Annotated in this window: 19 protein-coding genes; 10 read left to right on the top strand and 9 right to left on the bottom strand. The window is 69.7% G+C overall.

The window, feature by feature from the left end:
• Nucleotides 1–3 precede the first annotated feature (3 nt).
• From C4B68_RS30775 to C4B68_RS30765, 3 genes are all read left to right on the top strand, one after another.
• Complete coding sequence (locus tag C4B68_RS30775) at nt 4–927, top strand: ABC transporter ATP-binding protein (RefSeq protein WP_099505071.1); 924 nt, start codon at nt 4–6, stop codon at nt 925–927.
• 65 nt (nt 928–992) lie between these two features.
• Nucleotides 993–1,709, top strand: a complete 717-nt coding sequence (locus C4B68_RS30770; protein ID WP_099505072.1) for an ABC transporter permease — start codon at nt 993–995, stop codon at nt 1,707–1,709.
• 134 nt (nt 1,710–1,843) lie between these two features.
• Nucleotides 1,844–2,851, top strand: a complete 1,008-nt coding sequence (locus C4B68_RS30765) for a COX15/CtaA family protein (RefSeq protein ID WP_099504997.1) — start codon at nt 1,844–1,846, stop codon at nt 2,849–2,851.
• A gap of 44 nt (nt 2,852–2,895) precedes the next feature.
• Here the strand turns inward: C4B68_RS30765 and C4B68_RS30760 are convergent, their stop codons facing one another.
• The 4 genes from C4B68_RS30760 to C4B68_RS30745 form a co-directional block, all read right to left on the bottom strand.
• On the bottom strand, nt 2,896–3,663 hold the full coding sequence (locus C4B68_RS30760) for a nucleotidyltransferase domain-containing protein (RefSeq protein WP_099504998.1): 768 nt from the start codon (nt 3,661–3,663) through the stop codon (nt 2,896–2,898).
• Nucleotides 3,664–3,684: 21 nt separating this feature from the next.
• On the bottom strand, nt 3,685–4,791 hold the full coding sequence (locus C4B68_RS30755) for an amidohydrolase family protein (protein WP_099504999.1): 1,107 nt from the start codon (nt 4,789–4,791) through the stop codon (nt 3,685–3,687).
• Between the two features lie 208 nt (nt 4,792–4,999).
• Nucleotides 5,000–5,356 carry a hypothetical protein gene (locus C4B68_RS30750; RefSeq protein ID WP_099505000.1) on the bottom strand — a complete coding sequence of 119 codons (357 nt, stop codon included), beginning with the start codon at nt 5,354–5,356 and terminating at the stop codon, nt 5,000–5,002.
• An 83-nt stretch (nt 5,357–5,439) separates the two neighbouring features.
• A complete protein-coding gene (locus C4B68_RS30745; RefSeq protein WP_099505001.1) occupies nt 5,440–6,393 on the bottom strand; it encodes a heme o synthase in 954 nt (317 codons plus the stop codon).
• A gap of 355 nt (nt 6,394–6,748) precedes the next feature.
• On the opposite strand from C4B68_RS30745, the gene tkt reads away from it, so the two are divergent.
• From tkt to pgl, 5 genes are read left to right on the top strand one after another with little or no spacing between them, the layout of a single operon-like run.
• A complete protein-coding gene (gene tkt / locus C4B68_RS30735) occupies nt 6,749–8,836 on the top strand; it encodes a transketolase (RefSeq protein WP_099505003.1) in 2,088 nt (695 codons plus the stop codon).
• Between the two features lie 34 nt (nt 8,837–8,870).
• On the top strand, nt 8,871–9,989 hold the full coding sequence (tal, locus tag C4B68_RS30730) for a transaldolase (protein ID WP_099505004.1): 1,119 nt from the start codon (nt 8,871–8,873) through the stop codon (nt 9,987–9,989).
• Nucleotides 9,990–9,993: 4 nt separating this feature from the next.
• Nucleotides 9,994–11,517, top strand: coding sequence for a glucose-6-phosphate dehydrogenase (zwf, locus tag C4B68_RS30725; RefSeq protein ID WP_099505005.1), 1,524 nt, complete (start codon nt 9,994–9,996; stop codon nt 11,515–11,517).
• Nucleotides 11,514–12,539 (top strand): glucose-6-phosphate dehydrogenase assembly protein OpcA, encoded by a 1,026-nt coding sequence (gene opcA / locus C4B68_RS30720; RefSeq protein WP_099505006.1) that lies wholly within the window; start codon nt 11,514–11,516, stop codon nt 12,537–12,539. Before zwf ends, opcA begins: the two co-directional genes overlap by 4 nt.
• The gene (gene pgl / locus C4B68_RS30715; RefSeq protein ID WP_099505007.1) at nt 12,536–13,318 is read left to right on the top strand and encodes a 6-phosphogluconolactonase; all 783 of its coding nucleotides are present in this window, start codon (nt 12,536–12,538) and stop codon (nt 13,316–13,318) included. Before opcA ends, pgl begins: the two co-directional genes overlap by 4 nt.
• Nucleotides 13,319–13,480: 162 nt before the next feature.
• On the opposite strand, the gene C4B68_RS30710 is transcribed toward pgl, so the two are convergent.
• The 5 genes from C4B68_RS30710 to C4B68_RS30690 all read right to left on the bottom strand — a co-directional run bounded on the left by C4B68_RS30710 (nt 13,481) and on the right by C4B68_RS30690 (nt 20,164).
• Nucleotides 13,481–14,320: a carbohydrate ABC transporter permease gene (locus C4B68_RS30710; protein ID WP_099505008.1), complete on the bottom strand. Its 840-nt coding sequence runs from the start codon at nt 14,318–14,320 to the stop codon at nt 13,481–13,483.
• Nucleotides 14,317–15,672 (bottom strand): ABC transporter permease, encoded by a 1,356-nt coding sequence (locus tag C4B68_RS30705; protein WP_099505009.1) that lies wholly within the window; start codon nt 15,670–15,672, stop codon nt 14,317–14,319. Before C4B68_RS30705 ends, C4B68_RS30710 begins: the two co-directional genes overlap by 4 nt.
• A 5-nt stretch (nt 15,673–15,677) precedes the next feature.
• Entirely contained in the window at nt 15,678–17,003 is a 1,326-nt protein-coding gene (locus tag C4B68_RS30700; RefSeq protein WP_099505010.1) for an ABC transporter substrate-binding protein, read from the bottom strand.
• A 53-nt stretch (nt 17,004–17,056) separates the two neighbouring features.
• The gene (locus C4B68_RS30695) at nt 17,057–18,730 is read right to left on the bottom strand and encodes a glycoside hydrolase family 13 protein (protein WP_099505011.1); all 1,674 of its coding nucleotides are present in this window, start codon (nt 18,728–18,730) and stop codon (nt 17,057–17,059) included.
• Nucleotides 18,731–18,889: 159 nt separating this feature from the next.
• A complete protein-coding gene (locus C4B68_RS30690; RefSeq protein ID WP_099505012.1) occupies nt 18,890–20,164 on the bottom strand; it encodes an ABC transporter substrate-binding protein in 1,275 nt (424 codons plus the stop codon).
• Nucleotides 20,165–20,318: 154 nt separating this feature from the next.
• On the opposite strand from C4B68_RS30690, the gene C4B68_RS30685 reads away from it, so the two are divergent.
• Both C4B68_RS30685 and C4B68_RS30680 read left to right on the top strand, forming a co-directional pair.
• The gene (locus C4B68_RS30685) at nt 20,319–20,834 is read left to right on the top strand and encodes a PadR family transcriptional regulator (RefSeq protein ID WP_099505013.1); all 516 of its coding nucleotides are present in this window, start codon (nt 20,319–20,321) and stop codon (nt 20,832–20,834) included.
• A gap of 14 nt (nt 20,835–20,848) precedes the next feature.
• On the top strand, nt 20,849–21,625 hold the full coding sequence (locus C4B68_RS30680; RefSeq protein WP_099505073.1) for an ABC transporter ATP-binding protein: 777 nt from the start codon (nt 20,849–20,851) through the stop codon (nt 21,623–21,625).
• Nucleotides 21,626–21,771 lie beyond the last annotated feature (146 nt).

The following is a 21,771-nucleotide window of genomic DNA, read 5'->3' as shown; positions in this document are numbered from 1 at the left end:
CTCATGCGAAGCGAGCCCGTGGTCCAGGTCCAGGCCCTGGTGAAGCGGTACGGCACGAAGACCGCGGTGGACGGCCTCGACCTGGTGGCCGGGGCGGGCATCACCGCCGTACTCGGACCCAATGGCGCGGGCAAGACGACCACGGTCGAGTCCTGCGAGGGGTACCGGAGACCGGATTCCGGCACGGTGCGCGTCCTGGGCCTCGACCCCGTCCGCCAGGCCTCGGCGCTGCGCCCCCGCATCGGCGTGATGCTCCAGTCCGGAGGCGTGTACTCGGGCGCCCGCGCCGACGAAATGCTCCGCCATGTCGCGAAGCTGCACGCCCACCCCCTGGACGTGGACGCGCTCATCGAACGGCTCGGCCTGGAAGGCTGCGGCCGTACGACGTACCGGCGTCTGTCGGGCGGACAGCAGCAGCGTCTCGCGCTGGCGATGGCCGTGGTCGGCCGCCCCGAGCTGGTCTTCCTCGACGAGCCGACCGCCGGGCTCGACCCGCAGGCCCGGCGCGCCACCTGGGACCTGGTCCGCGATCTGCGGGCCGACGGCGTCTCCGTCATCCTCACCACGCACTACATGGACGAGGCCGAGCAGCTCGCCGACGACGTCGCGATCATCGACGCGGGCAAGGTCATCGCCCAGGGCTCCCCCGAGGCGCTGTGCCGGGGCGGCGCGGAGAACACCCTGCGCTTCATCGGCCGCCCGGGGCTCGACGTGGGGTCCCTGCTCAAGGCCCTGCCGGCCGACTGCACGGCGGCCGAGCTGACGCCGGGCTCGTACCGCGTGGGCGGCAAGGTCAACCCGCAGCTGCTGGCGACGGTCACGTCCTGGTGCGCGCAGCACGGGGTGATGCCGGAGAGGATCTCGGTCGAGCGCCACACCCTCGAAGACGTGTTTTTGGAGCTCACCGGCAAGGAGCTGCGTTCGTGACGACCACGACCACGACCACCGCCGCGACCTACACCCCGAAACCCGGTGCGGCCCCGCTGCCCCGCATGATCGGCGCGCAGGCCGCCCTCGAAACGAAGATGCTGCTCCGCAACGGCGAGCAGCTCCTGCTGACGGTCGTCATCCCGACCCTGCTGCTCGTGCTGTTCAGCTCGGTCGACATCATCGACACGGGCAAGGGCGAGGCGATCGACTTCCTGGCCCCTGGCATCCTCGCGCTCGCCGTGATGTCGACGGCGTTCACGGGGCAGGCCATCGGGACGGGCTTCGAGCGCCGGTACGGGGTGCTGAAGCGGCTGGCCACCTCGCCGCTGCCCCGCTGGGGCCTGATGACCGCGAAGACGGTGTCCGTCCTGGTCACGGAGATCCTCCAGGTCGTCCTGCTGACGGTGATCGCCTTCGCGCTGGGCTGGTCACCGCACGGCAACCCCTTCGCCGTACTCCTCCTGCTGATCCTCGGCACGGCCGCCTTCTCGGGCCTCGGCCTGCTGATGGCCGGCACGCTGAAGGCGGAGGCGACGCTGGCCGCCGCCAACCTGGTCTTCCTGCTGCTGCTCGTGGGCGGCGGTGTGGTCGTCCCGCTCGACAAGTTCCCGTCCGGCGCGCAGGACGTGCTCGCTCTGCTGCCGATCACGGCGCTCTCCGACGGCCTGCGGGATGTGCTCCAGCACGGCGCCGGGATGCCGTGGGGCAACCTGGGGATCCTGGCGGTGTGGGCGGCCGGAGGGCTGGCGGCTGCCGGGAAGTTCTTCCGCTGGGAGTAGCCGGGAAAGTTCTCCCGCGGGAGGGGATGTTCGTCCGCGGGAGCAGATGTTCTTCCACGGGAGCAGCTGGGATGTTCCTCGGCAGGGCCTCATCGGGTGCCCCTCGTGAAAGTGTGCACAAGCGGGCCCCTACGATGGTGCGCGTGCCAAACGTGACCCGCGCCGATGCCGTAGCCGCCGTGCGCAACCCACTCGCCTTCATCGCCGCACGCTGGACCCCGACCCCCCGGACGGTGCAGCGCGCGGCCCTCGCCGCACTCGTCATGTCGGTGGTCATCGTGGTCACCGGCGGTGCCGTACGGCTGACCGGCTCGGGCCTCGGCTGCCCGACCTGGCCCAAGTGCACCGACGACTCGCTCACCACGACGAGCGCGATGGGCGTCCACGGCGTCATCGAGTTCGGCAACCGCATGCTGACGTACGTCCTGTGCGCGGCGGTCGGCTGGGCGATCATCGCCGCGCGCTCGCAGAAGCCGTGGCGGCGGAGCCTCACCCGGCTCGGCTGGACCCAGTTCTGGGTCGTCATGGGCAACGCGGTCCTCGGCGGCATCGTCGTCCTGGTCGGTCTGAACCCCTATACGGTCGCCGCCCACTTCCTGCTGTCCTCCGCCCTGATCGCGGTCGCCACGGTGATGTGGCAGCGCACCCGGGAGGGCGACGCGGAGCCCCGGCCCCTGGTCGGCAAGTCGGTGCGGCAGCTGGTGTGGGTCCTGGTGGTGGCCGCGGTGCTGCTGATCGCGGTCGGCACGGTGGTGACCGGCTCGGGCCCGCACGCGGGCGACTCCAGCGAGGTCGAGCGCATGCCGCTGGACTGGGAGACCGTCAGCAAGCTGCACGCCGTGCTCGCCTGGATCGTGGTCACGCTGACGTTCGCCCTGTGGTTCGTCCTCAAGGCGGTCGACGCCCCCAAGGGCCCGCTGAACCGCACCCGCGACCTGTTCCTGATCCTGCTCGCCCAAGGCCTCATCGGCTACGTCCAGTACTTCACGGACCTCCCCGAGGTCCTGGTCGGCCTCCACATGTTCGGCTCCTGCCTGATGTGGATCGCGGTCCTCCGCGTCCTGCTGTCGCTGCGCGAGCGCCCGGACGTCGCGGCCGAACTGCCGGCTCCCGCCACGGAAGCGACGCTCACGCGCGCGTAGGCCGCTCGTATCCGCTCACGCGCGCGTAGGCCGCTCGTATCCGCTCACGCGCGCGTAGATCGCTCGTACGTGGTGACCAAGGCGTCCATGGCGGGACCGAGGTAGTCCCGGGTCAGCTCGGACCTGCGCGCCGTCCACTCCTCGGTGGGCGGCGCGGGATCCTCGTAACGCCGCCTCCTGATGTCGTCGACCACCTCGGCCGGCGCCCCGAGCCCGGGGAGCAGTTCCAGGGCCTCCCGCTTGGAGATCAGCCGGCCGTCCCGCAGGGTGACGGTCGCCCGGGCGAAGGTGATCACCCCGAGGTCGACCCAATCGTTCTGCGTCCAGAGCCTGGCCTTGTCGACCGCGGGCCGCCAGAACTCCTTCTGGTCCCGTACGACGAAATCGTCGAGCTCCTGGTCCGGGACGGGCGGCAGCAGCAGCTCCTCGGGCGATGCGCCGTGCAGGACGCGTCCGAAGGCATGCAGTTCGCGGCGGGTGACCGGGGTGACCGGTCGTTTCAGCAGCCGGTCGTGGGCCCAGGTGGCGTACGACCGCTCGGCGCCGGCCAGAGTGTCGGGCGTCAGATAGCTGCAGTGCAGCTTCACAGCCAGCGGCTCGTCGGCTCGCAGCCGTCGGTGCAGCCAGACCAGCTTCCGTATCGTGCCGATCGAGACCGGTCCCTCCAGGACGGCGATCAGATCGAGATCACTGCGCCCCTCCTGATAGTCGCCCCCGGCGAGCGAACCGTGCGCCCACAGGGCGACCGGGGCGAGGGCGCGCAGATCGGTGAGGAGGCGTTTCAGCAGGCGGGCCGTTGCGTCGTCAGTCATAGGGGCAGAGTCTGGCGGGCCTCACTCCACCCCGTACACCCGGCGCGCATTACCGGCCGCGATGAGCCCCGCCACGCGCTGCGCGTCGGCCAACGACCAGGCCCCCTCGGCGACCCAGTTGCCCAGCACCCGCGCGAGCGCCTCACGGAAGAGACGTGCCCCGACCACATGAAGCTCCGGCAACCCCTGTGCTCCGCTGGAGAAAAGGAGCTTGCCGAAGGGCGCCAGCTCCAGGATCTCGGCGAGCACGGCCGCCGCCCGTGCCCCCGTACGGACCAGGGCCGCGCCCAGGTCGGCGTACACATGCGGGAAGACCCCGGCGAGGTGCGCCGCGTGCCGGTGGTACGGGTAGCCGTGTAGAAGGACCAGGTCGGTGCCGAGTCCGGCCGTCGCGCGGGCGAAGTCGGTGAGCAGGACGGGGTCGGTGCGGTCGATGCGCAGCCCGGGTTCACCGAGTCCGGCGTGGAGTTGCAGGGGCAGGCCCGAGGCCACCGCGATCCACAGCAGATGGCGCAGGAGGACGGGGTCGCTGAGCGGCCCGCCCACCCGGCGACCCGCCAGCCAGCGGCCCGCCGCGCCGCGCACTTCCCCGGGCCCGGGCGGCTCGGGCGCGAGCGCCAGACCGTGCCGTACGCCCGCCACGGAGGTGAAGGCGACGGCGGTCGCGGCGGCCCCGTGGACGGACTCCGCGAGATTGGCGAGAAAGGACTCGACGGTGCCGGATGTGTCGGCGACCTGTTCGGCCAGCAGCTCCAGGCGGACGATCTCGTGCGCGTGGGCACCGCCCGCGGACGCCATCTCGCCGGGCCCGGTCAGATCTCCGGGCAGCCCGGTGTCCACGAGATACGTCGTGATGCCACTGCCGCTCAGCAGCCTGCGGCCCGACTCCAGTACGCCGAGTTCACGACGCCGGGCCAGATAGCGGGCGGGCGGACAGTGCGGCTCAAGACCGAGCAACGGCGGGCACCAGCGGCGCACGGCGAAACCGGTCTGGGTGTCGAAAAGGGTGGTGCCGGGGGCGGGCGGGCCCTCGGTTCTGGCGAGGTGGGCCTCGAATGTGCCGAGGCCCAGCTCCGTCCTCAGTACGCCGTGGCAGTACTGGTCCACCAGGGACGGCGTTTCGATCATCCGGACTCCCGCGACTGGACCGTGCCTTCTCAGGTCCTAACGGGTGAACCGGGCATCAGGTGTTGCTCGCGCACACCCCCGTGCGAACTGCCGACGGATCACAGCCGACGGATAACAGCCGACAGCTGACGGATCACAGCCGACGGATGACGGATGACAGCTGACGGATATCAACTGTCATCCGACGGATAACAGATGACAGATAACGTCAGTCGTTACCCGGCGCCCCAACCTGAATCCCCGCCATCCGCTTCCACTCGTACGGCCCCGTCTCCACCTTCGCCGCGAACTCCCCGTCGAACGCCTCGTGAACCGTGATCCCCGCCTTCTTCACGGCCTCCTCGGCGATCGCGTACGTGGGCGCCACGAGGTCGCCCCAGCCACCGTCCTCGCCGACGAGCACGATCCGGGCGCCCTTCTGCCCGATGTACGCGACCTGGCCCTCGGCTCCGCCGTGCGCCTTGGAGAAGGCGGAGATCTGCTGAGCAAGCTTGGCTGCCTTGCGCTCGGCCTTGGCGTCCTGGGCGGCGCCGGTGGTCTCGTCAACCTGTTGCGTGTCTGCCATGGTCAGGATGCTATCGACGAGTGGATCAAACAGCGACGGGCGGGGTGCGTGGCCTTGACCACGCACCCCGCCCGCCCAAAGCGCTAGCGCAGGAAGGGGTCCACCGCGACGGCGACGAACAGGATCGACACGTAGGTGATCGACCAGTGGAACAGCCGCATCTCCTTGAGCTTGCCGCCCGTCACCTCGGCCTTGGCGCGGTTCTGCAGCCCGTGCGCCTCCCACAGCCAGAACCCGCCGGCGGCGAGCGCGACCGCCGTATAGAACCAGCCGGTGTAGCCGAGCGGGGTGAGCAGCAGCGAGACCGCGACCATCACCCAGCTGTAGATGACGATCTGTCGGGCGACCACCTTGTTGGAGGCGACGACCGGCAGCATCGGCACGCCCACGCGCGCGTAGTCGTCCTTCACCTTCATGGACAGCGGCCAGTAGTGCGGCGGCGTCCAGAAGAACATGACGAGGAAGAGGATGACCGGCGCCCACGACAGGGAGTTCGTGACGGACGACCAGCCGATGAGCACCGGGAGACAGCCCGCGATGCCGCCCCACACGATGTTCTGCGACGTACGCCGCTTGAGGAGCATCGTGTAGACGACGACGTAGAAGAGGAGTGCTCCGAGCGACAGCCAGGCGGACAGCCAGTTGACGGTCAGGCCGAACAGCAGCGTCGAGACGACGGCGAGGGCGATGCCGAAGGCGAGGCATTCGCGCGGGCTGACCATGCCGGTGACCAGCGGGCGCTGCGAGGTGCGCTCCATGAGGGCGTCGATGTCACGGTCGATGTACATGTTCAGCGCGTTGGCGCCGCCCGCCGAGAGGTAGCCGCCGAGGCAGGTGAGGAGCACCAGCTTCAGGTCGGGCACTCCCTGGTCGGCCAGGAACATCACCGGAACGGTGGTGATCAGCAGCAGTTCGATGATCCGCGGCTTGGTCAGCGCCACGAACGCCTTGACACGGGCCCCGAACGGCCGGTGGCTCGAGCTCTCGCTCGCCTCCAGTACCCCCGCTGGACGGGATTCGACGGCCGTCACGCACACCCCTGACAGAGACATCCCAGCAAGCCCCCGGGTGTGAACTCCCCGTGACGGCTCGCGCGTACCACGCCACTTTAGACGTTGCCCAGACCTCGACCTTCGCGGGGGTGGGGTCGTGTTGAGCAGCACTGCTGGAAGAGCCGGCAGACACTCGATTGAGCACTCCTTCGAGCGGCTCCGTATTCACTTGCCGGACAGGGAACGGCCTTGTCGGGAGGCGGATCCCGAAGAGTCCCGGCAGTCTGGAATGACTCGAAAAAACGCACGTACTTACGGGGGTAGGCTCGACAACGGCCGGTGGCGCCCAGTGCACCGGCATTCGACATGCGTGACATGTGGAGAGGAGCCCTGACTCAGGGTGAGCACCAAGCCGACCACCACAGACCTCGAGTGGACCGAGTTGGACCAGCGGGCCGTGGACACCGCCCGCGTCCTGGCCGCCGATGCCGTACAGAAGGTCGGCAACGGCCATCCCGGTACGGCGATGAGCCTCGCGCCCGCCGCGTACACCCTCTTCCAGAAGGTGATGCGGCACGACCCGGCGGACGCCGACTGGGTCGGACGCGACCGCTTCGTGCTGTCCGCCGGCCACTCGTCCCTGACCCTCTACACCCAGCTCTACCTGGCCGGTTTCGGCCTGGAGCTGGACGACCTGAAGTCCTTCCGGACGTGGGGCAGCAAGACCCCGGGGCACCCCGAGTACGGTCACACGACGGGCGTGGAGACCACGACCGGCCCGCTCGGCCAGGGTGTCGCCAACGCGGTGGGCATGGCGATGGCCTCCCGCTACGAGCGCGGTCTGTTCGACCCGGACGCCCCCAAGGGCGAGTCCCCGTTCGACCACTTCATCTACTGCATCGCCGGTGACGGCTGTCTGCAGGAGGGCATCTCCTCGGAGGCGTCCTCGCTGGCCGGCCACCAGGAGCTCGGCAACCTGATCCTGCTGTGGGACGACAACCACATCTCGATCGAGGGCGACACGGAGACGGCCGTCTCCGAGGACACCGTGAAGCGGTACGAGGCGTACGGCTGGCATGTGCAGCGCGTGGACCCGAAGCCGAACGGCGACCTGGACCCGCAGGCGATCTACCACGCGATCGAGGCCGCGAAGAAGGTGACGGACAAGCCGTCCTTCATCGCGATGCGCTCGATCATCGCCTGGCCCGCGCCGAGCGCGCAGAACACCGAGGCCGCGCACGGCTCGGCGCTCGGCGACGACGAGGTCGCGGCCACCAAGCGCGTCCTCGGCTTCGACCCGGAGCAGACCTTCGAGGTCGCCGACGAGGTTCTCGCGCACACCCGCCAGGCTCTCGACCGGGGCGTCCAGGCCAAGGCCGAGTGGGAGAAGTCGTACCAGGCGTGGCGCACCGCCAACCCCGGCCGCGCCGCCGATTACGACCGCATCGCCGCCACCGAGCTGCCCGCGGGCTGGGAGGAGAAGCTCCCGGTCTTCGAGGCGGGCAAGGGCCTCGCCACCCGTGCCGCGTCCGGCAAGGTGCTGCAGGCGCTCGGCGCGGTGATCCCCGAGCTGTGGGGCGGCTCCGCCGACCTGGCCGGCTCGAACAACACCACGATCGACAAGACCAGCTCGTTCCTCCCGGCGGACAACCCGCTGCCCGAGGCCGACCCGTACGGCCGCACGATCCACTTCGGTATCCGTGAGCACGCCATGGCCGCGGAGATGAACGGCATCGCGCTGCACGGCAACACCCGCATCTACGGCGGCACCTTCCTGGTGTTCTCCGACTACATGCGCAACGCGGTGCGCCTGTCGGCCCTCATGCATCTGCCGGTGACGTACGTGTGGACGCACGACTCGATCGGTCTGGGCGAGGACGGCCCGACGCACCAGCCCATCGAGCATCTGTCCTCGCTGCGCGCGATCCCCGGTCTCAACCTCGTCCGTCCCGCGGACGCCAACGAGACCGCGATCGCCTGGCGCGAGATCCTCAAGCGCTACACGAAGGTGTTCGGCAAGGGTGCCCCGCACGGCCTCGCGCTGACCCGTCAGGGCGTGCCGACGTACGAGCCCAACGAGGATGCCGCCAAGGGCGGTTACGTCCTGTTCGAGGCCGATGGCGGCGAGCCCGAGGTGGTCCTGATCGCCACCGGTTCCGAGGTGCACGTGGCCGTCGAGGCGCGCGAGCAGCTCCAGGCGGAGGGTGTGCCGACGCGGGTCGTGTCGATGCCGTCCGTGGAGTGGTTCGAGGAGCAGGACCAGGGGTACCGGGACAGCGTGCTGCCGCCGTCGGTGAAGGCGCGGGTCGCGGTCGAGGCCGGTATCGGTCTGACCTGGCACCGGTTCGTCGGAGACGCCGGACGCATTGTTTCGCTGGAGCACTTCGGTGCTTCGGCCGACGGCAAGGTGCTCTTCCGTGAATTCGGTTTCACTGCCGAGAACGTCGCCAATGCCGCCCGGGAATCGATCGCCGCAGCCCAGCGCTGACGCTGATATACGACACGTAGGAGATGCAATTTCCATGACAGACGCACTCAAGCGCCTCTCCGAGGAAGGCGTCGCGATCTGGCTGGACGACCTGTCGCGCAAGCGGATCACGTCCGGCAATCTCGCCGAACTGATCGACCAGCAGCACGTCGTGGGCGTCACCACCAACCCGTCGATCTTCCAGAAGGCGATCAGCAGCGGTGACGGTTACGAGCAGCAGCTCGCCGACCTCGCCGCCCGCAAGGTCACCGTCGAAGAAGCCATCCGCATGATCACGACGGCAGATGTCCGCGACGCCGCCGACATCCTGCGCCCGGTCTTCGACGCGACCGGCGGCCAGGACGGCCGGGTCTCGATCGAGGTCGACCCGCGTCTGGCGCACAACACGAAGGCGACCATCGCCGAGGCCAAGCAGCTGGCCTGGCTGGTGGACCGCCCCAACACCCTGATCAAGATCCCGGCGACCAAGGCGGGTCTTCCGGCGATCACCGAGGTCATCGGCCTGGGCATCAGCGTCAACGTCACGCTGATCTTCTCGCTGGAGCGCTACCGCGAGGTCATGGACGCCTACCTGAGCGGCCTGGAGAAGGCCCGCGAGCGGGGTCTCGACCTCTCGAAGATCCACTCCGTGGCGTCCTTCTTCGTGTCGCGTGTGGACACCGAGATCGACAAGCGGATCGACGCGCTCGGCACGCCCGAGGCCAAGGCCGTCCGCGGCAAGGCGGGTCTCGCCAACGCCCGGCTCGCCTACCAGGCCTACGAGGAGGTCTTCTCCTCCGACCGCTGGGCGGCCCTCGACAGGGCGCAGGCCAACAAGCAGCGTCCGCTGTGGGCCTCGACCGGCGTCAAGGACAAGGCGTACAAGGACACCCTGTACGTCGACGACCTGGTCGCGCCGAACACGGTGAACACCATGCCGGAGGCCACCCTGGAGGCCACCGAGGACCACGGCCAGATCACCGGTAACACCATCGCCGGTACGTACGAGCAGGCCCGCGCAGAAATCGACGCGGTCGAGAAGCTCGGGATCTCGTACAACGACGTGGTCCAGCTACTGGAGGACGAGGGCGTCGACAAGTTCGGGGCGTCCTGGAACGACCTCCTCAAGTCGACCGAGGCGGAGCTTCAGCGCCTCGCCCCCTCGGAGGGCTGAAACCTTGTCAAGCAGCAACCCGCTGCGTGACCCCGCAGACCGACGGCTCCCGCGTATCGCGGGGCCGTCGGGCCTGGTGATCTTCGGCGTCACGGGCGATTTGTCACGTAAAAAGCTGATGCCCGCCGTGTACGACCTCGCCAACCGGGGTCTGCTGCCGCCGGGCTTCTCGCTCGTCGGCTTCGCACGCCGCGAGTGGGCACATGAGGACTTCGCCCAGGAAGTCCACGACGCGGTCAAGGAGCACGCTCGCACGCCCTTCCGCGAGGAGGTCTGGCAGCAGCTCGTCCAGGGCATGCGCTTCGTTCAGGGCACCTTCGACGACGACGACGCCTTCGACCGCCTGCGTTCCACCATCGATGAGCTGGACAAGGCACAGGGCACGGGCGGCAACTTCGCCTTCTACCTGTCCGTGCCGCCGTCCGCCTTCCCGGTGGTCATCAAGCAGTTGAAGAAGCACGGCCTGGCGGACCAGTCGGGCGGCTCCTGGCGCCGTGCGGTCATCGAGAAGCCCTTCGGCCACGACCTCGAGTCGGCCGAGGCGCTGAACTCGGTCGTCCACGAGGTCTTCGCGCCGGACCAGGTCTTCCGCATCGACCACTACCTCGGCAAGGAGACCGTCCAGAACATCCTGGCGCTCCGCTTCGCCAACCAGATGTTCGAGCCGATCTGGAACCGGTCCTTCGTGGACCACGTGCAGATCACCATGGCCGAGGACATCGGCATCGGTGGCCGCGCGGGTTACTACGACGGCATCGGCGCGGCCCGTGACGTCATCCAGAACCATCTGCTCCAGCTGCTGGCCCTCACCGCCATGGAGGAGCCCGCCTCCTTCGACGCGGACGCGCTCGCCGCCGAGAAGACCAAGGTGCTCGGCGCCGTGAGGCTGCCGAAGGACCTGGGCAAGAACTCGGTCCGCGGGCAGTACGCGGAGGGCTGGCAGGGCGGCGAGAAGGCCGTCGGCTATCTCCAGGAAGACGGCATCGACCCCAAGTCGAAGACCGACACCTACGCCGCGATCAAGGTCGAGATCGACAACCGCCGCTGGGCGGGCGTGCCCTTCTACCTGCGCACCGGCAAGCGCCTCGGCCGCCGGGTCACCGAGATCGCGGTCGTCTTCCAGAGGGCACCGCACTCCCCCTTCGACCACACCGCGACGGAGGAGCTGGGCCAGAACGCGATCGTCATCCGCGTCCAGCCCGACGAGGGCATCACGGTCCGCTTCGGCTCCAAGGTGCCGGGCACCTCCATGGAGATCCGGGACGTCTCGATGGACTTCGCGTACGGCGAGTCGTTCACGGAGTCCAGCCCGGAGGCGTACGAGCGGCTGATCCTCGACGTCCTGCTCGGCGACTCGAACCTCTTCCCGCGCACCGAGGAGGTCGAGCTGTCCTGGAAGATCCTCGACCCGATCGAGGAGTACTGGGACAAGCACGGCAAGCCCGCGCAGTACCCCGCGGGCACGTGGGGCCCGGTCGAGGCGGACGAGATGCTCGAACGAGACGGACGGAGCTGGCGGCGCCCATGAAGACCGATCTCACGGACACCACGGCCAGCAAGATCAACAAGGCGCTGGTGGAGGGCCGCCGTGCCATCGGCACACCCGCCGTCGGCATGGTGCTCACCCTGGTCATCGTCACCGACGAGGAGAACGCCTACGACGCCCTGAAGGCCGCCAACGAGGCCTCGCGCGAGCACCCCTCGCGCACCCTCGTGGTCATCAAGCGCGTCTCGCGTTCGCCCCGCGACCGCACGAAGTCGCGCCTCGACGCCGAGGTCCGCCTCGGAGCCGAGGCAGGCACCGGCGAGACGGTCGTCCTGCGCCTGTACGGCGAGGTCGCCGACCACGCCCAGTCGGTCGTCCTGCCGCTGCTCCTGCCGGACGCGCCCGTCGTCGTCTGGTGGCCGGTGAACGCTCCGCTCGACCCGGCAAACGACCCGCTCGGCGCGCTCGGCCAGCGCCGCGTGACCGACACCTACGCCGCCGAGGCGCCGATACGGGAGCTGAGCGCCCGCGCCGACGCCTACACCCCCGGTGACACGGACCTGTCGTGGACCCGCATCACGCCCTGGCGCTCGATGCTGGCCGCGGCCCTGGACCAGGTCACCTGCGAGGTGGCCGCGGTCGAGGTGGAGGGCGAGGAGTTCAACCCGAGCTGCGAGCTGCTGGCGATGTGGCTCGCGGACCGCCTCGGCGTCCCCGTCCAGCGCACCATGTCCTCCGGCCCCGGCCTCACCGGCGTCCGGCTCGACACGAGCTGCGGCCCGATCGTGCTCGACCGGGCCGACGGCTCGCTGGCGACCCTGTCCATCCAGGGGCAGCCCGACCGCGCGGTGGCACTCAAGCGCCGCGAGACGTCCGAGCTGATCGCGGAGGAGCTGCGCCGCCTCGACCCGGACGACACGTACGCGTCGGCGCTGCGTTACGGGGTGGACCGGCTGATCGCGACGGCGACCGAGGACTCCGAGGAGGCCTCCGCGCCGGATGCGGATGCGGGTGCGGTCAAGACGGCCAAAAAGGCTCCCGCGCAGGAGGCGGCCGCCAAGTGAGCACTCCGCAGCTTGTCGTCCACCGCGACAAGGAGCTGATGGCCCAGGCCGCCGCGGCCCGGCTGATCACGAAGATCGTGGACGCGCAGACCTCGCGCGGCTACGCCTCGGTCGTGCTCACGGGCGGCCGCAACGGCAACGGACTCCTCGCGGCCCTCGCGGCCGCGCCCGCCCGGGACGCCGTCGACTGGGGCCGCCTCGACCTGTGGTGGGGCGACGAGCGGTACCTGCCCGAGGGCGACCCCGACCGCAACGACACGCAGGCCCGTGCGGCGCTGCTGGACTCGGTGCCGCTGGACCCCGCGCGGGTGCACCCGATGCCCGCGTCCGACGGTCCGTTCGGCGCCGACGTGGAGGCGGCGGCGGAGTCGTACGCCGCCGACCTCAGGAAGGCCTCGGGGCCCGAGAACCACGGTTCCGTGCCGACGTTCGACGTCCTGATGCTGGGCGTCGGTCCGGACACCCACGTGGCCTCGCTCTTCCCGGAGCTGCCGGCGGTGCGGGAGACGGAGCGGATGGTGGTCGGTGTGCACGGCGCGCCGAAGCCGCCGCCGACCAGGATCTCGCTCACGCTTCCCGCGATCCGCTCCGCCCGCGAGGTGTGGTTGCTCGCGGCGGGCGAGGACAAGGCGCAGGCCGCGGCGATCGCCCTCTCGGGCGCGGGTGAGATCCAGGCCCCGGCGGCCGGCGCCTACGGGCGCTCGCGCACCCTGTGGCTGTTGGACGCGGCGGCGGCAGCCCAGCTCCCACGGTCGCTCTATCCGCCAGCTTCTCCCTGACGGGCTGACGGGGGCGGCTCGGGGTTGTTTCGCCCCCTCCGCCCCTACCCGTCCCGTACCTGGGGGCTCCCGCCTCCAGACCCCCTTATCGCGCTTCGCGCTCGTCCTCGAACGCCGGACGGGCTGAAATCCTTCAGCCCGTCCGGCGTTCGAGGAGCGGTGTCACTTCACCGACCCCGCCATCACCCCCTGCACAAAGTGCCGCTGGAAGGCGAAGAACACGGCCACCGGCACGATCAGCGACAAGAACGCCCCCGGTGCCAGCACATCGACGTTGCTCCCGAACTGCCGTATCTGCGACTGGAGTTCAACCGTCAGCGGCTGCGAGGAGCTATCGGCGAAGAGCAGCGCGACCAGCATGTCGTTCCAGACCCACAGGAACTGGAAGATGGCCAGGCTCGCGATGGCCGGCCGTCCCACCGGCAGCACGAGCCGCGTGAAGATACGCCACTCACCGCCCCCGTCCATCCGCGCCGCCTCCAGCATCTCCCGCGGCATCTCCGCGAAGTAGTTGCGCAACAGGAAGATCGCGAACGGCAGCCCGTACGACACATGGAAGAGGATGACGCCCGGAATCGTGCCGAACAGCCCCAGCTGGCCGAAGAGTTTGGCCACCGGGAGCAGGCCGATCTGCACCGGCACCACCAGCAGCGCCACCACCAGCAGGAAGAGCGGCTCACGCCCGGGGAAGTCAAGCCAGGCGAAGGCGTATCCGGCGAGCGCGGCGATGACGACGACGAGGAAGGTCGCCGGAACCGAGATCAGCACCGTGTTCCAGAACGCCTGTGTCATCCCCGCATTGCCCAGCAGCGCCGAGTAGTTGTCGAAGGACAGCTGCCCTGGACTGCTCAACGCCGTCCACCAGCCGCCCTTCGCGGCGTCCTGAGCGGACCGCAGCGAGGACAGGAACAGTCCCGCGAGCGGGGTGAGCCACACCAGGCCCACGACGACGAGGAACGCCTGCACCAGGCTGTTGCCGAGCCCCCGCCTGAGCGCGTTCATCGTTGACTCCCTCGGAAACGGCGGACGTTGAAGACCATGGCGGGGATCACCAGGAGCAGAAGCAGCACTCCCAGCGCACTGCCCAGGCCCTGGTTGTTGCCGCCGCCGAAGGACACCAGCCACATCTGCGTGGCCAGCACGGTGGCGTCCTCCTGCACCGGCCCCGGCGCGATGATGTAGACGAGGTCGAAGACCTTCATCACGTTGATGACGAGGGTCACGAAGACGACGGTCAGCACCGGCGCGAGCAGCGGCACGGTGATCCGGCGGAAGATCTGCCACTCGTTCGCCCCGTCCATCCGGGCCGCCTCCAGCGCGTCACGCGGCAGCGCGGCGAGACCCGCGCCGATCAGGACCATGGCGAAGCCGGTCCAGATCCACAGGTAGGCGCCGATGATGGCGGGCGTGACGAGCGCGGGCCCCAGCCAGGAGATGCCCTCGTACGGCGGGGCGAAGTTCGACGCGGGCAGCCGCACGGTGTACGAGCCCGATCCCAGGTCCTGGAAGCGGAAGGATCCGTCGGCCGCGGTGGTGGTGCTCGCGACCGTCTTCCCGTCCCGCACCGCCTCGACCTTCATCTCCGGCAGTCCGCTCTCCTGCCGGTCGACCTTGCCCTGCTCCCCTCCCCCGCCGCGCGTGAAGTCCAGGTAGACGACGCCGCGCACCTCGTCGGCCGCCGCCTTCTGCGTGGCCGCCGCATAGGCGGGCCGCGCACCCTGCGGCAGGTCCTGCGCGAGGACGCCGATCAGGCCGAGGCCGACGGTGTGGCCGGGCGAGGCGGCGGTCGTACCGTACGAGCCGTCGGCGCCCTTGGCCAGGCCCTGGCCTTCGCGGGCGCGGGCGGTCGGGTACGACGATGTGCCCTTGAAGGCGTCGTGCACGGAGACGACGGCGGCGTTCAGGACGCCCTTGTCGGGGTCCTCGTCGTAGGCGAGCCGGAAAATGATGCCCGCGGCGAGGAAGGAGACGGCCATCGGCATGAACAGCAGCAGCTTGAACGCCGTTGCCCAGCGGACCTTTTCGACGAGGACGGCGAGGACGAGGCCGAGCCCGGTGAGCAGGGTCGGCGCGATGACCACCCAGATGGTGGTGTTGCGGATGGCCTTGAGGGTGGCGGGGTCGCGGAACATCGCGCTGTAGTTGTCGGCGCCCACGAAGCGGGTGCCGGAGGCGTCGAAGAAGCTGCGGCCCACCGAGAACAGCACCGGGTAGACGACGAGCGCACCCAGCAGGAGCAGAGCGGGGAAGACGAAGGCGAGCGCGATGACCCGGCCCCGTCGCCGGGCACGACGTTTACGGCTGGCCGCGGCGACGGGTGGGGGGCTCGCTTCCTTCAGAAGCGTGGCGGTCATGACGATCAGCCCTGGTACGTCTTGGCCGCTGCCTTCTCCAGCTCGCCCGCGGTCGCCTTCGGGTCCGACGGGTCGCGCAGGAAGTCCTGCAGGATCTTCCATTCGCCAGCGCCCTTGGTGCCGCCGAACGCGGCCGGAGCCTGGTCGGACATGTCGAAGCGAACCGAATCACCCGCGGCGACGAGGGACTTGGCGGTCTCGCGGGTGACGTCGTCGCCGTAGGAGGCGAGGTCGAGCTCCTTGTTCGGGGAGAGGAAACCGCCCGCCTCGGCCCAGACCGCGGACGCCTCAGGGGTCGCGAGGTACTCCAGGAACCGCATGGCGGCCTTCTGGTTCTTGCCGTCCTTGAGTACGACGGCCGCGTCGCCGCCGCTGACCACGGGCGCCTTCCCGGCGCCGACCGGCGGGAAGGGGAAGAAGTTCGCGTCCTCGCCGATCTTCTTGCCGAACTGGTCCTTGGCGACGCCGGCGACGAAGTCGCCCTCGTAGACCATGCCGGCCGCGGGCTCGGGCCCGAAGACCTTCTCGACGGAGCCGGGGAAGTCGGTGTTCAGCGCCTCCTTCTGGCCGCCGGCTATCAGCTGCTTGTCCTTGAACAGCTTGCCGAGGGTGGTGAGGGCCTCGACCACGGTCGGGTCGGTCCACTTGATCTTGTGGGCTGCCAGGGCGTCGTACTTCTCGGGTCCGGCCTGGGAGAGGTAGATGTTCTCGAACCAGTCGGTGAGCGTCCAGCCGTCCTGACCTGCGACGGAGAAGGCCGCGAGGCCCGACTCGGAGACGGTGTGCCCGGCCTTCAGCATCGCGTCGTACGTCGTCGGCGGCTTGACGCCCGCCTGGTCGAGGGCGTCGGGGCTGTACCAGACGGTCGACTTGTGGGCGGCCTTGAAGTACAGGCCGTACAGGGCGCCGTCGACGCTGCCGTAGTTCTTCCACACGCTCGCGTAGTTGGTGTCGACGCTCTGCTCGGCGGTCTTGGACAGCGGCTTGAGCCAGCCCTCCTTCGCGAACTGCTGGAGCACACCGACCTGCGGGACCATCACCACGTCGGGGGCGTTGCCGCCCTCGATCTTGCTGCCGACGACGGTGGAGACGTTGTCACCGGTGGACGTGAACTGGGTCTTGGCGCCGGTCTTCTCGGTGAAGGCGTCCAGCACCTTCTGGAAGTTCTTCTGCTCACTGCCGGACCAGACACCGGCCACGGTGATCGTCTGGCCACTGAGCTCCTTGTCCCCGCCGCCCGCGGCGACCGGGCCGCCTCCGCAGGCGGTGGCGCCGAGGGCCAGGGCGAGGGCGGTGCAGCTCGCGAGCAGGGTCGTACGTGGTCGCATCATCGTTGATGTCCCTTCAGAGGTATGAAATTGACGGAGAATCAGGAAATGACAGCTCAGGGGTTGGTGCAGTCGCTGATCCACCAGGCGGCCGTCGAGCCGGGCAGGACGCCGGGCGCGCAGGGGCCGCTGGACAGCAGAGGAGTGCCGGAGACCGGCGCGGGAGCCGGCGCCGTACCGAAGTTGACGGCGCACACCAGGCCGTCACCGCGGACGAAGCAGAGGACATCGGGCTCGGTCTCCAGCCAGCGCAGCGGGCCCTCGCCCAACTGGGGTAGTCCGGCGCGCAGTTGGAGCCCGTCGCGGTAGAGGTGCCAGAAGGAGCGGGTGTCGGCGAGGGCGCGGTCGGTGGCGTACTCGGCGAACCAGTCGGGCTGCGGCAGCCACGGCTTGGCACCCTCGACCCCGGAGGTGAAGCCGAACGGGGAGGCCTGCCCCGACCAGGGCAGCGGCACCCGGCAGCCGTCGCGGACGTGGGTGCGGCTTCCGGTGCGATGGAAGATCGGGTCGGTGAGGACGTCGTCCGGCAGGTCGACGACCTCGGGCAGGCCCAGCTCCTCGCCCTGGTAGATGTACGCGGCTCCGGGCAGCGCCAGCATCAGCAGTGCGGCGGCGCGGGCGCGGGCGGCGCCCAGACCGCTGCCCTCGGTGGCGGGTTCTCCGTAGCGGGTGACGGTGCGGACCTGGTCGTGGTTGTTGAGGACCCAGGTGATCGTCGAGCCCGTGCCGGCTATGTCCTGCATGGCCTCGGAGACGACCTTGCGGAAGGCGTCGGCGTCCCAGGGGGTCCTGAGCAGGTCGAAGAAGAAGGCCTGGTGCAGCTCGTCGTGGCGTACGTACAGGGCGTGTTCGCGGGCGGTCGGCACGGAGACCTCGCCGACGAGCAGCCGCTCCTGGCCGTCCCGGGCGGTGTACTCCTCGCACACCGACCGCCACTGGCGCCAGACGTCGTGCACCTCGGGCTGGTTCCAGGCGAGCGGGTTGACCGAGTCGCGGGTGCGGTAGTCGGCCTCGGGGTCCGGCGAGTCGGGCAGCTCGGGGTGCTTGTACAGGCCGGCGGCGACGTCGATGCGGAAGCCGTCGACGCCCCGGTCGAGCCAGAAGCGCAGAGCGTGGTCGAAGTGGGCGGCGATCTCGGGGTTGCGCCAGTTCCAGTCGGGCTGCTCCGGCGTGAACATGTGCAGATACCACTGGCCGGGGGTGCCGTCCCGCTCGGTGACCCGGCTCCAGGCGGGGCCGCCGAACATGGCGTGCCAGTTGTTGGGCGGCTCGGCCCCGTCGGGGCCCCGGCCGTCGGCGAAGTGGAAGCGGGCGCGGGCCGCGCTGCCGGGCGCCGAGTCCAGCGCCTCCTGGAACCACGGGTGCTCGCTGGAACAGTGGTTGGGCACGATGTCCAGGAGCACCCTGATGCCGAGCCGCCGGGCGTCCGTCATCAGCAGGTCGAACTCGGCGAGGTCGCCGAAGAGCGGGTCCACGTCGCAGTAGTCGGCGACGTCGTAGCCGTGGTCGTGCTGCGGCGAGGGGTAGAAGGGGCTCAGCCAGATGCCGTCGACCCCGAGCTTCTTCAGGTACGGCAGTCCGGCCCGGACTCCGGCGAGATCGCCGATGCCGTCCCCGGTGCTGTCCAGAAAACTCCGGACGTACACCTGGTAGATCACTGCGTCGCGCCACCAGCGGTGCGTGTTGAGCGTCACCCGTTGACCTGTCTGTGCGTGCAAACGGTTATGCATGCATGTTAAGTAAGCGTGTCGCACGGATGTCAATGAGTAGCTAGCACACGCTGGGAAGTTGGGGGCTTATATTCTGACTTTTCCAGCCACCGAGAGGAAGGTTGAGACACGCGTGTTACCTAACATGTAACTAGGTTCGCCCAGGAGACCGCAGCGGGCTCAGCCCTGGAGCGAGATCTCCGCCAGCTCGCGCGCCAGCCGCCGCACCGCCGCCTGAGGCGTCTGGTGCCCTGTCAGCGCGTCGTGCACGACGGCCTGCACGGCCAGGCTGACCTGGTCGTAGCGGGGGCTCTTGGGGCGCGGGGCCGCCGCGAGGACGCTCGCGCGCAGCGTCGGCAGATACGGGAACTCCCGGATCAGCTCCGGGTCCTGGTACAGCGCGGCCCGTACGGGCGGCAGCGCACCCTGGGTGAGGACCTGCCGTTGCACCCGCTCGCTCGTGAGGTACGTGATCAGGCGCGCCGCGGAATCCGGGTGCCGGGCCTGCGTGTTGACCGCGAGGTTGGAGCCGCCGAGCATGCTCGTCCCCGGTCCGTCGGGGCCCGGCAGCGGCACCGCGCCGACCTTCCCGGCGACCACCGAGCCCTTGGCCGAGGCACTGACGTAGGCGTACGGCCAGTTGCGCAGGAAGAGGAGACGGCCGTCCTGGAAGGCCTGCTTGGACTCCTGCTCCTTGTACGTGAGCGCCTTCTTCGGGATCCACCCGTCGCGTACACCGTCCGCGAGGAAGCCGATGCCCCCGCGGGCCGCCGCGGAGTCGACGGTGACGCGCTCGCCCTCGTCGCCGAGGATCGTGCCGCCCGCCGAGTAGACCGCCTCGGCGGCGTTCACGGTGAGCCCCTCGTAGGGCAGGAACTGGCCCGCGTAGCCGTCGAGTCCGTACTTCGGCGCGATGGTCTTCGCCTGTCGCTCCAGCTCGGCCCAGGTGCGCGGCGGCATGACACCCTCCTTGGCCAGGATGTCCTTGCGGTAGAGGAGGAGCCCGGCGTTGGTGACGTACGGGACCGCGTACAGCCTTCCGTCGTACGTCGCCGTGTCCACGACCGGCGGCAGGAAACCGTCGAGCGGGAAGCGGTCCCGCGCCAGCGGGGAGATCCAGCCCGCGGCGGCGAACTCCGAGGTCCAGGCGACGTCGATGTTGAGGACGTCGAAGCGGCTCCGGTCGCCGCCGCGCAGGTCGGTGGTCATCTGCGCGTGGGTCTCGTCCGCGGAGTCCGGGAGTTCGACGAGGGTGACCTTCTCGCCGGGGTGGGTGCGGTTCCAGCCGTCGAGCAGCGGCCCCAGATAGTCGGTGAGGTCACCGGCGGTGGCCAGCGTGAGCGGGCCGCGGCCGCCGTCGTGCGCTCCTTCGGCCTGCGCGCCCGAGACGACGTAGCCGGACAGGACCACTGCCATGACCAGGAGGCCCCTACCGGCGGCGCGTATCCACCGCATAGGTTCCTCCCTGTACACCGGCACCGAGCGCCTTCGCCCGGGGACAGAGGCCATGTATACCTGTTAGGTATGGGCGATACTAGGGCTTGCGGCACATTGGCCTCAGGCACGTGGGCCTGCGGCACATCACACGGATCCGAGGAGGAGAGCGCGGGTGCGGCTGTCCCTCCTGGCCCTGTTGGCGCGTGGCCCGGCCCATGGCTACGAGCTCAAGCAGGACCTTGAGCAACTGCTGGGTGCCGCGTACCCTCAGCCGAACGTCGGCCAGATCTATGTGACGCTCAGCCGCCTCGAGAAGTCGGGACTGATCGAGGGCGAGGAAGTCGAGCAGTCGAGCCGGCCCAACAAGAAGATCTACCACCTCACCGACGCCGGGCGCGAGGCGCTGCGCGCCTGGTACGAGGAGACGGCGGACGAGCCGCGCGTGCGGGACGAGTTCTTCATGAAGCTCGCACTCGCACCGCAGACCGGTCTCGCCGACCAGATCGCCCTGATCAACAAGCAGCGGCGCCAGTATCTGAACACCATGCGCAATCTGTCGAAGCTCGCCGCGGCGGAGAACCGGGACAACCGCATCTCCCAGCTGCTCATCGAGGGCGCCATGCTGCATCTGCAGGCCGACCTCGACTGGCTGGAGCGCTGCCAGGAGGAGTTGGAGGAGCTGGAGTGAGCCGCACCACTCCCGTGCCGCGTGCCAAGAAGGTTCCCGCGCCGCGCGCCGAGGGCGTTCCCGTGCTGCGCGCCGAGGGTCTGGTCAAGACCCACTACGGCGAGGGCACGCCGGCGCGTGCCGTACGCGGTGTGGATCTTGCCGTACGGCAGGGCGAGTTCGTGGCCGTCACCGGTCCGTCCGGTGCCGGGAAGTCGACCCTGCTGCATCTGCTCGGCGGGCTCCAGCGGCCGGATTCCGGCAGCATCTGGCTGGACGGCGGGTGCACGGACGCGTACAGCGAGGCACGCTGGGCGGTCGAGCGCAGACGCCGCATCGGCATCGTCTTCCAGTTCTTCAACCTGGTGTCGAACCTGTCCGTCGCGGACAACGTCGAGCTGCCGGCCCTGCTCGCCGGGGTCTCCCCCAAGCGGGCGCGTGCCGAGCGCGAGCAGCTCCTCGCCGAGCTGGGCCTGGAGGGCAAGGAGCGCAGCATGCCGGGTGAGCTGTCCGGCGGTGAGCAACAGCGCGTCGCGCTGGCGCGGGCCCTGGTCAACCATCCGCCACTGCTGCTCGCCGACGAGCCCGCGGGAAGCCTCGACAGCAAAGGCACCCGCGAGGTGACACGGCTGCTGTCCCGCTTCCACCAGCGCGGCCAGACCATCCTCCTGGTCACGCATGACGCCCGGCTCGCCAGCGCCGCGGACCGGGTCATCAGCTTCTTCGACGGCGCCATCGCCGACGACGCGGAACTCGACGGCACGCCCGCACGCGGCCCGGGGATATCCGGCGTGCTGGAACTGAAGGACTGAGCGGCGTGCGCAACCATCTGCCGACCGGCTCCTCCGTCGTACGCGCATCAGAGGGCTTCGCAGGCGAACCGCAGGGCCGACCACTCGCACACAGGACGCGGAACCAGTCCGTCGTACGCGGGACCCACATCACGCCCGGGGCGTGC

This window comes from Streptomyces dengpaensis (assembly GCF_002946835.1).
GTDB lineage: Bacteria > Actinomycetota > Actinomycetes > Streptomycetales > Streptomycetaceae > Streptomyces > Streptomyces dengpaensis.
Note: the sequence above shows the minus strand (reverse complement) of the source record. Positions and strands in the feature narration are given on the sequence as shown.

Bases quoted from the DNA above. Each gene is read 5' to 3' on its own strand.
- C4B68_RS30775 (WP_099505071.1), top strand. From the start codon at position 4: ATGCGAAGCGAGCCCGTGGTCCAGGTCCAGGCCCTGGTGAAGCGGTAC.
- C4B68_RS30770 (WP_099505072.1), top strand. From the start codon at position 993: ATGATCGGCGCGCAGGCCGCCCTCGAAACGAAGATGCTGCTCCGCAAC.
- C4B68_RS30765 (WP_099504997.1), top strand. From the start codon at position 1,844: ATGGTGCGCGTGCCAAACGTGACCCGCGCCGATGCCGTAGCCGCCGTG.
- C4B68_RS30760 (WP_099504998.1), bottom strand. From the start codon at position 3,663: ATGACTGACGACGCAACGGCCCGCCTGCTGAAACGCCTCCTCACCGAT.
- C4B68_RS30755 (WP_099504999.1), bottom strand. From the start codon at position 4,791: ATGATCGAAACGCCGTCCCTGGTGGACCAGTACTGCCACGGCGTACTG.
- C4B68_RS30750 (WP_099505000.1), bottom strand. From the start codon at position 5,356: ATGGCAGACACGCAACAGGTTGACGAGACCACCGGCGCCGCCCAGGAC.
- tal (WP_099505004.1), top strand. From the start codon at position 8,871: ATGACAGACGCACTCAAGCGCCTCTCCGAGGAAGGCGTCGCGATCTGG.
- opcA (WP_099505006.1), top strand. From the start codon at position 11,514: ATGAAGACCGATCTCACGGACACCACGGCCAGCAAGATCAACAAGGCG.
- C4B68_RS30710 (WP_099505008.1), bottom strand. From the start codon at position 14,320: ATGAACGCGCTCAGGCGGGGGCTCGGCAACAGCCTGGTGCAGGCGTTC.
- C4B68_RS30705 (WP_099505009.1), bottom strand. From the start codon at position 15,672: ATGACCGCCACGCTTCTGAAGGAAGCGAGCCCCCCACCCGTCGCCGCG.
- C4B68_RS30700 (WP_099505010.1), bottom strand. From the start codon at position 17,003: ATGATGCGACCACGTACGACCCTGCTCGCGAGCTGCACCGCCCTCGCC.
- C4B68_RS30695 (WP_099505011.1), bottom strand. From the start codon at position 18,730: ATGCATAACCGTTTGCACGCACAGACAGGTCAACGGGTGACGCTCAAC.
- C4B68_RS30690 (WP_099505012.1), bottom strand. From the start codon at position 20,164: ATGCGGTGGATACGCGCCGCCGGTAGGGGCCTCCTGGTCATGGCAGTG.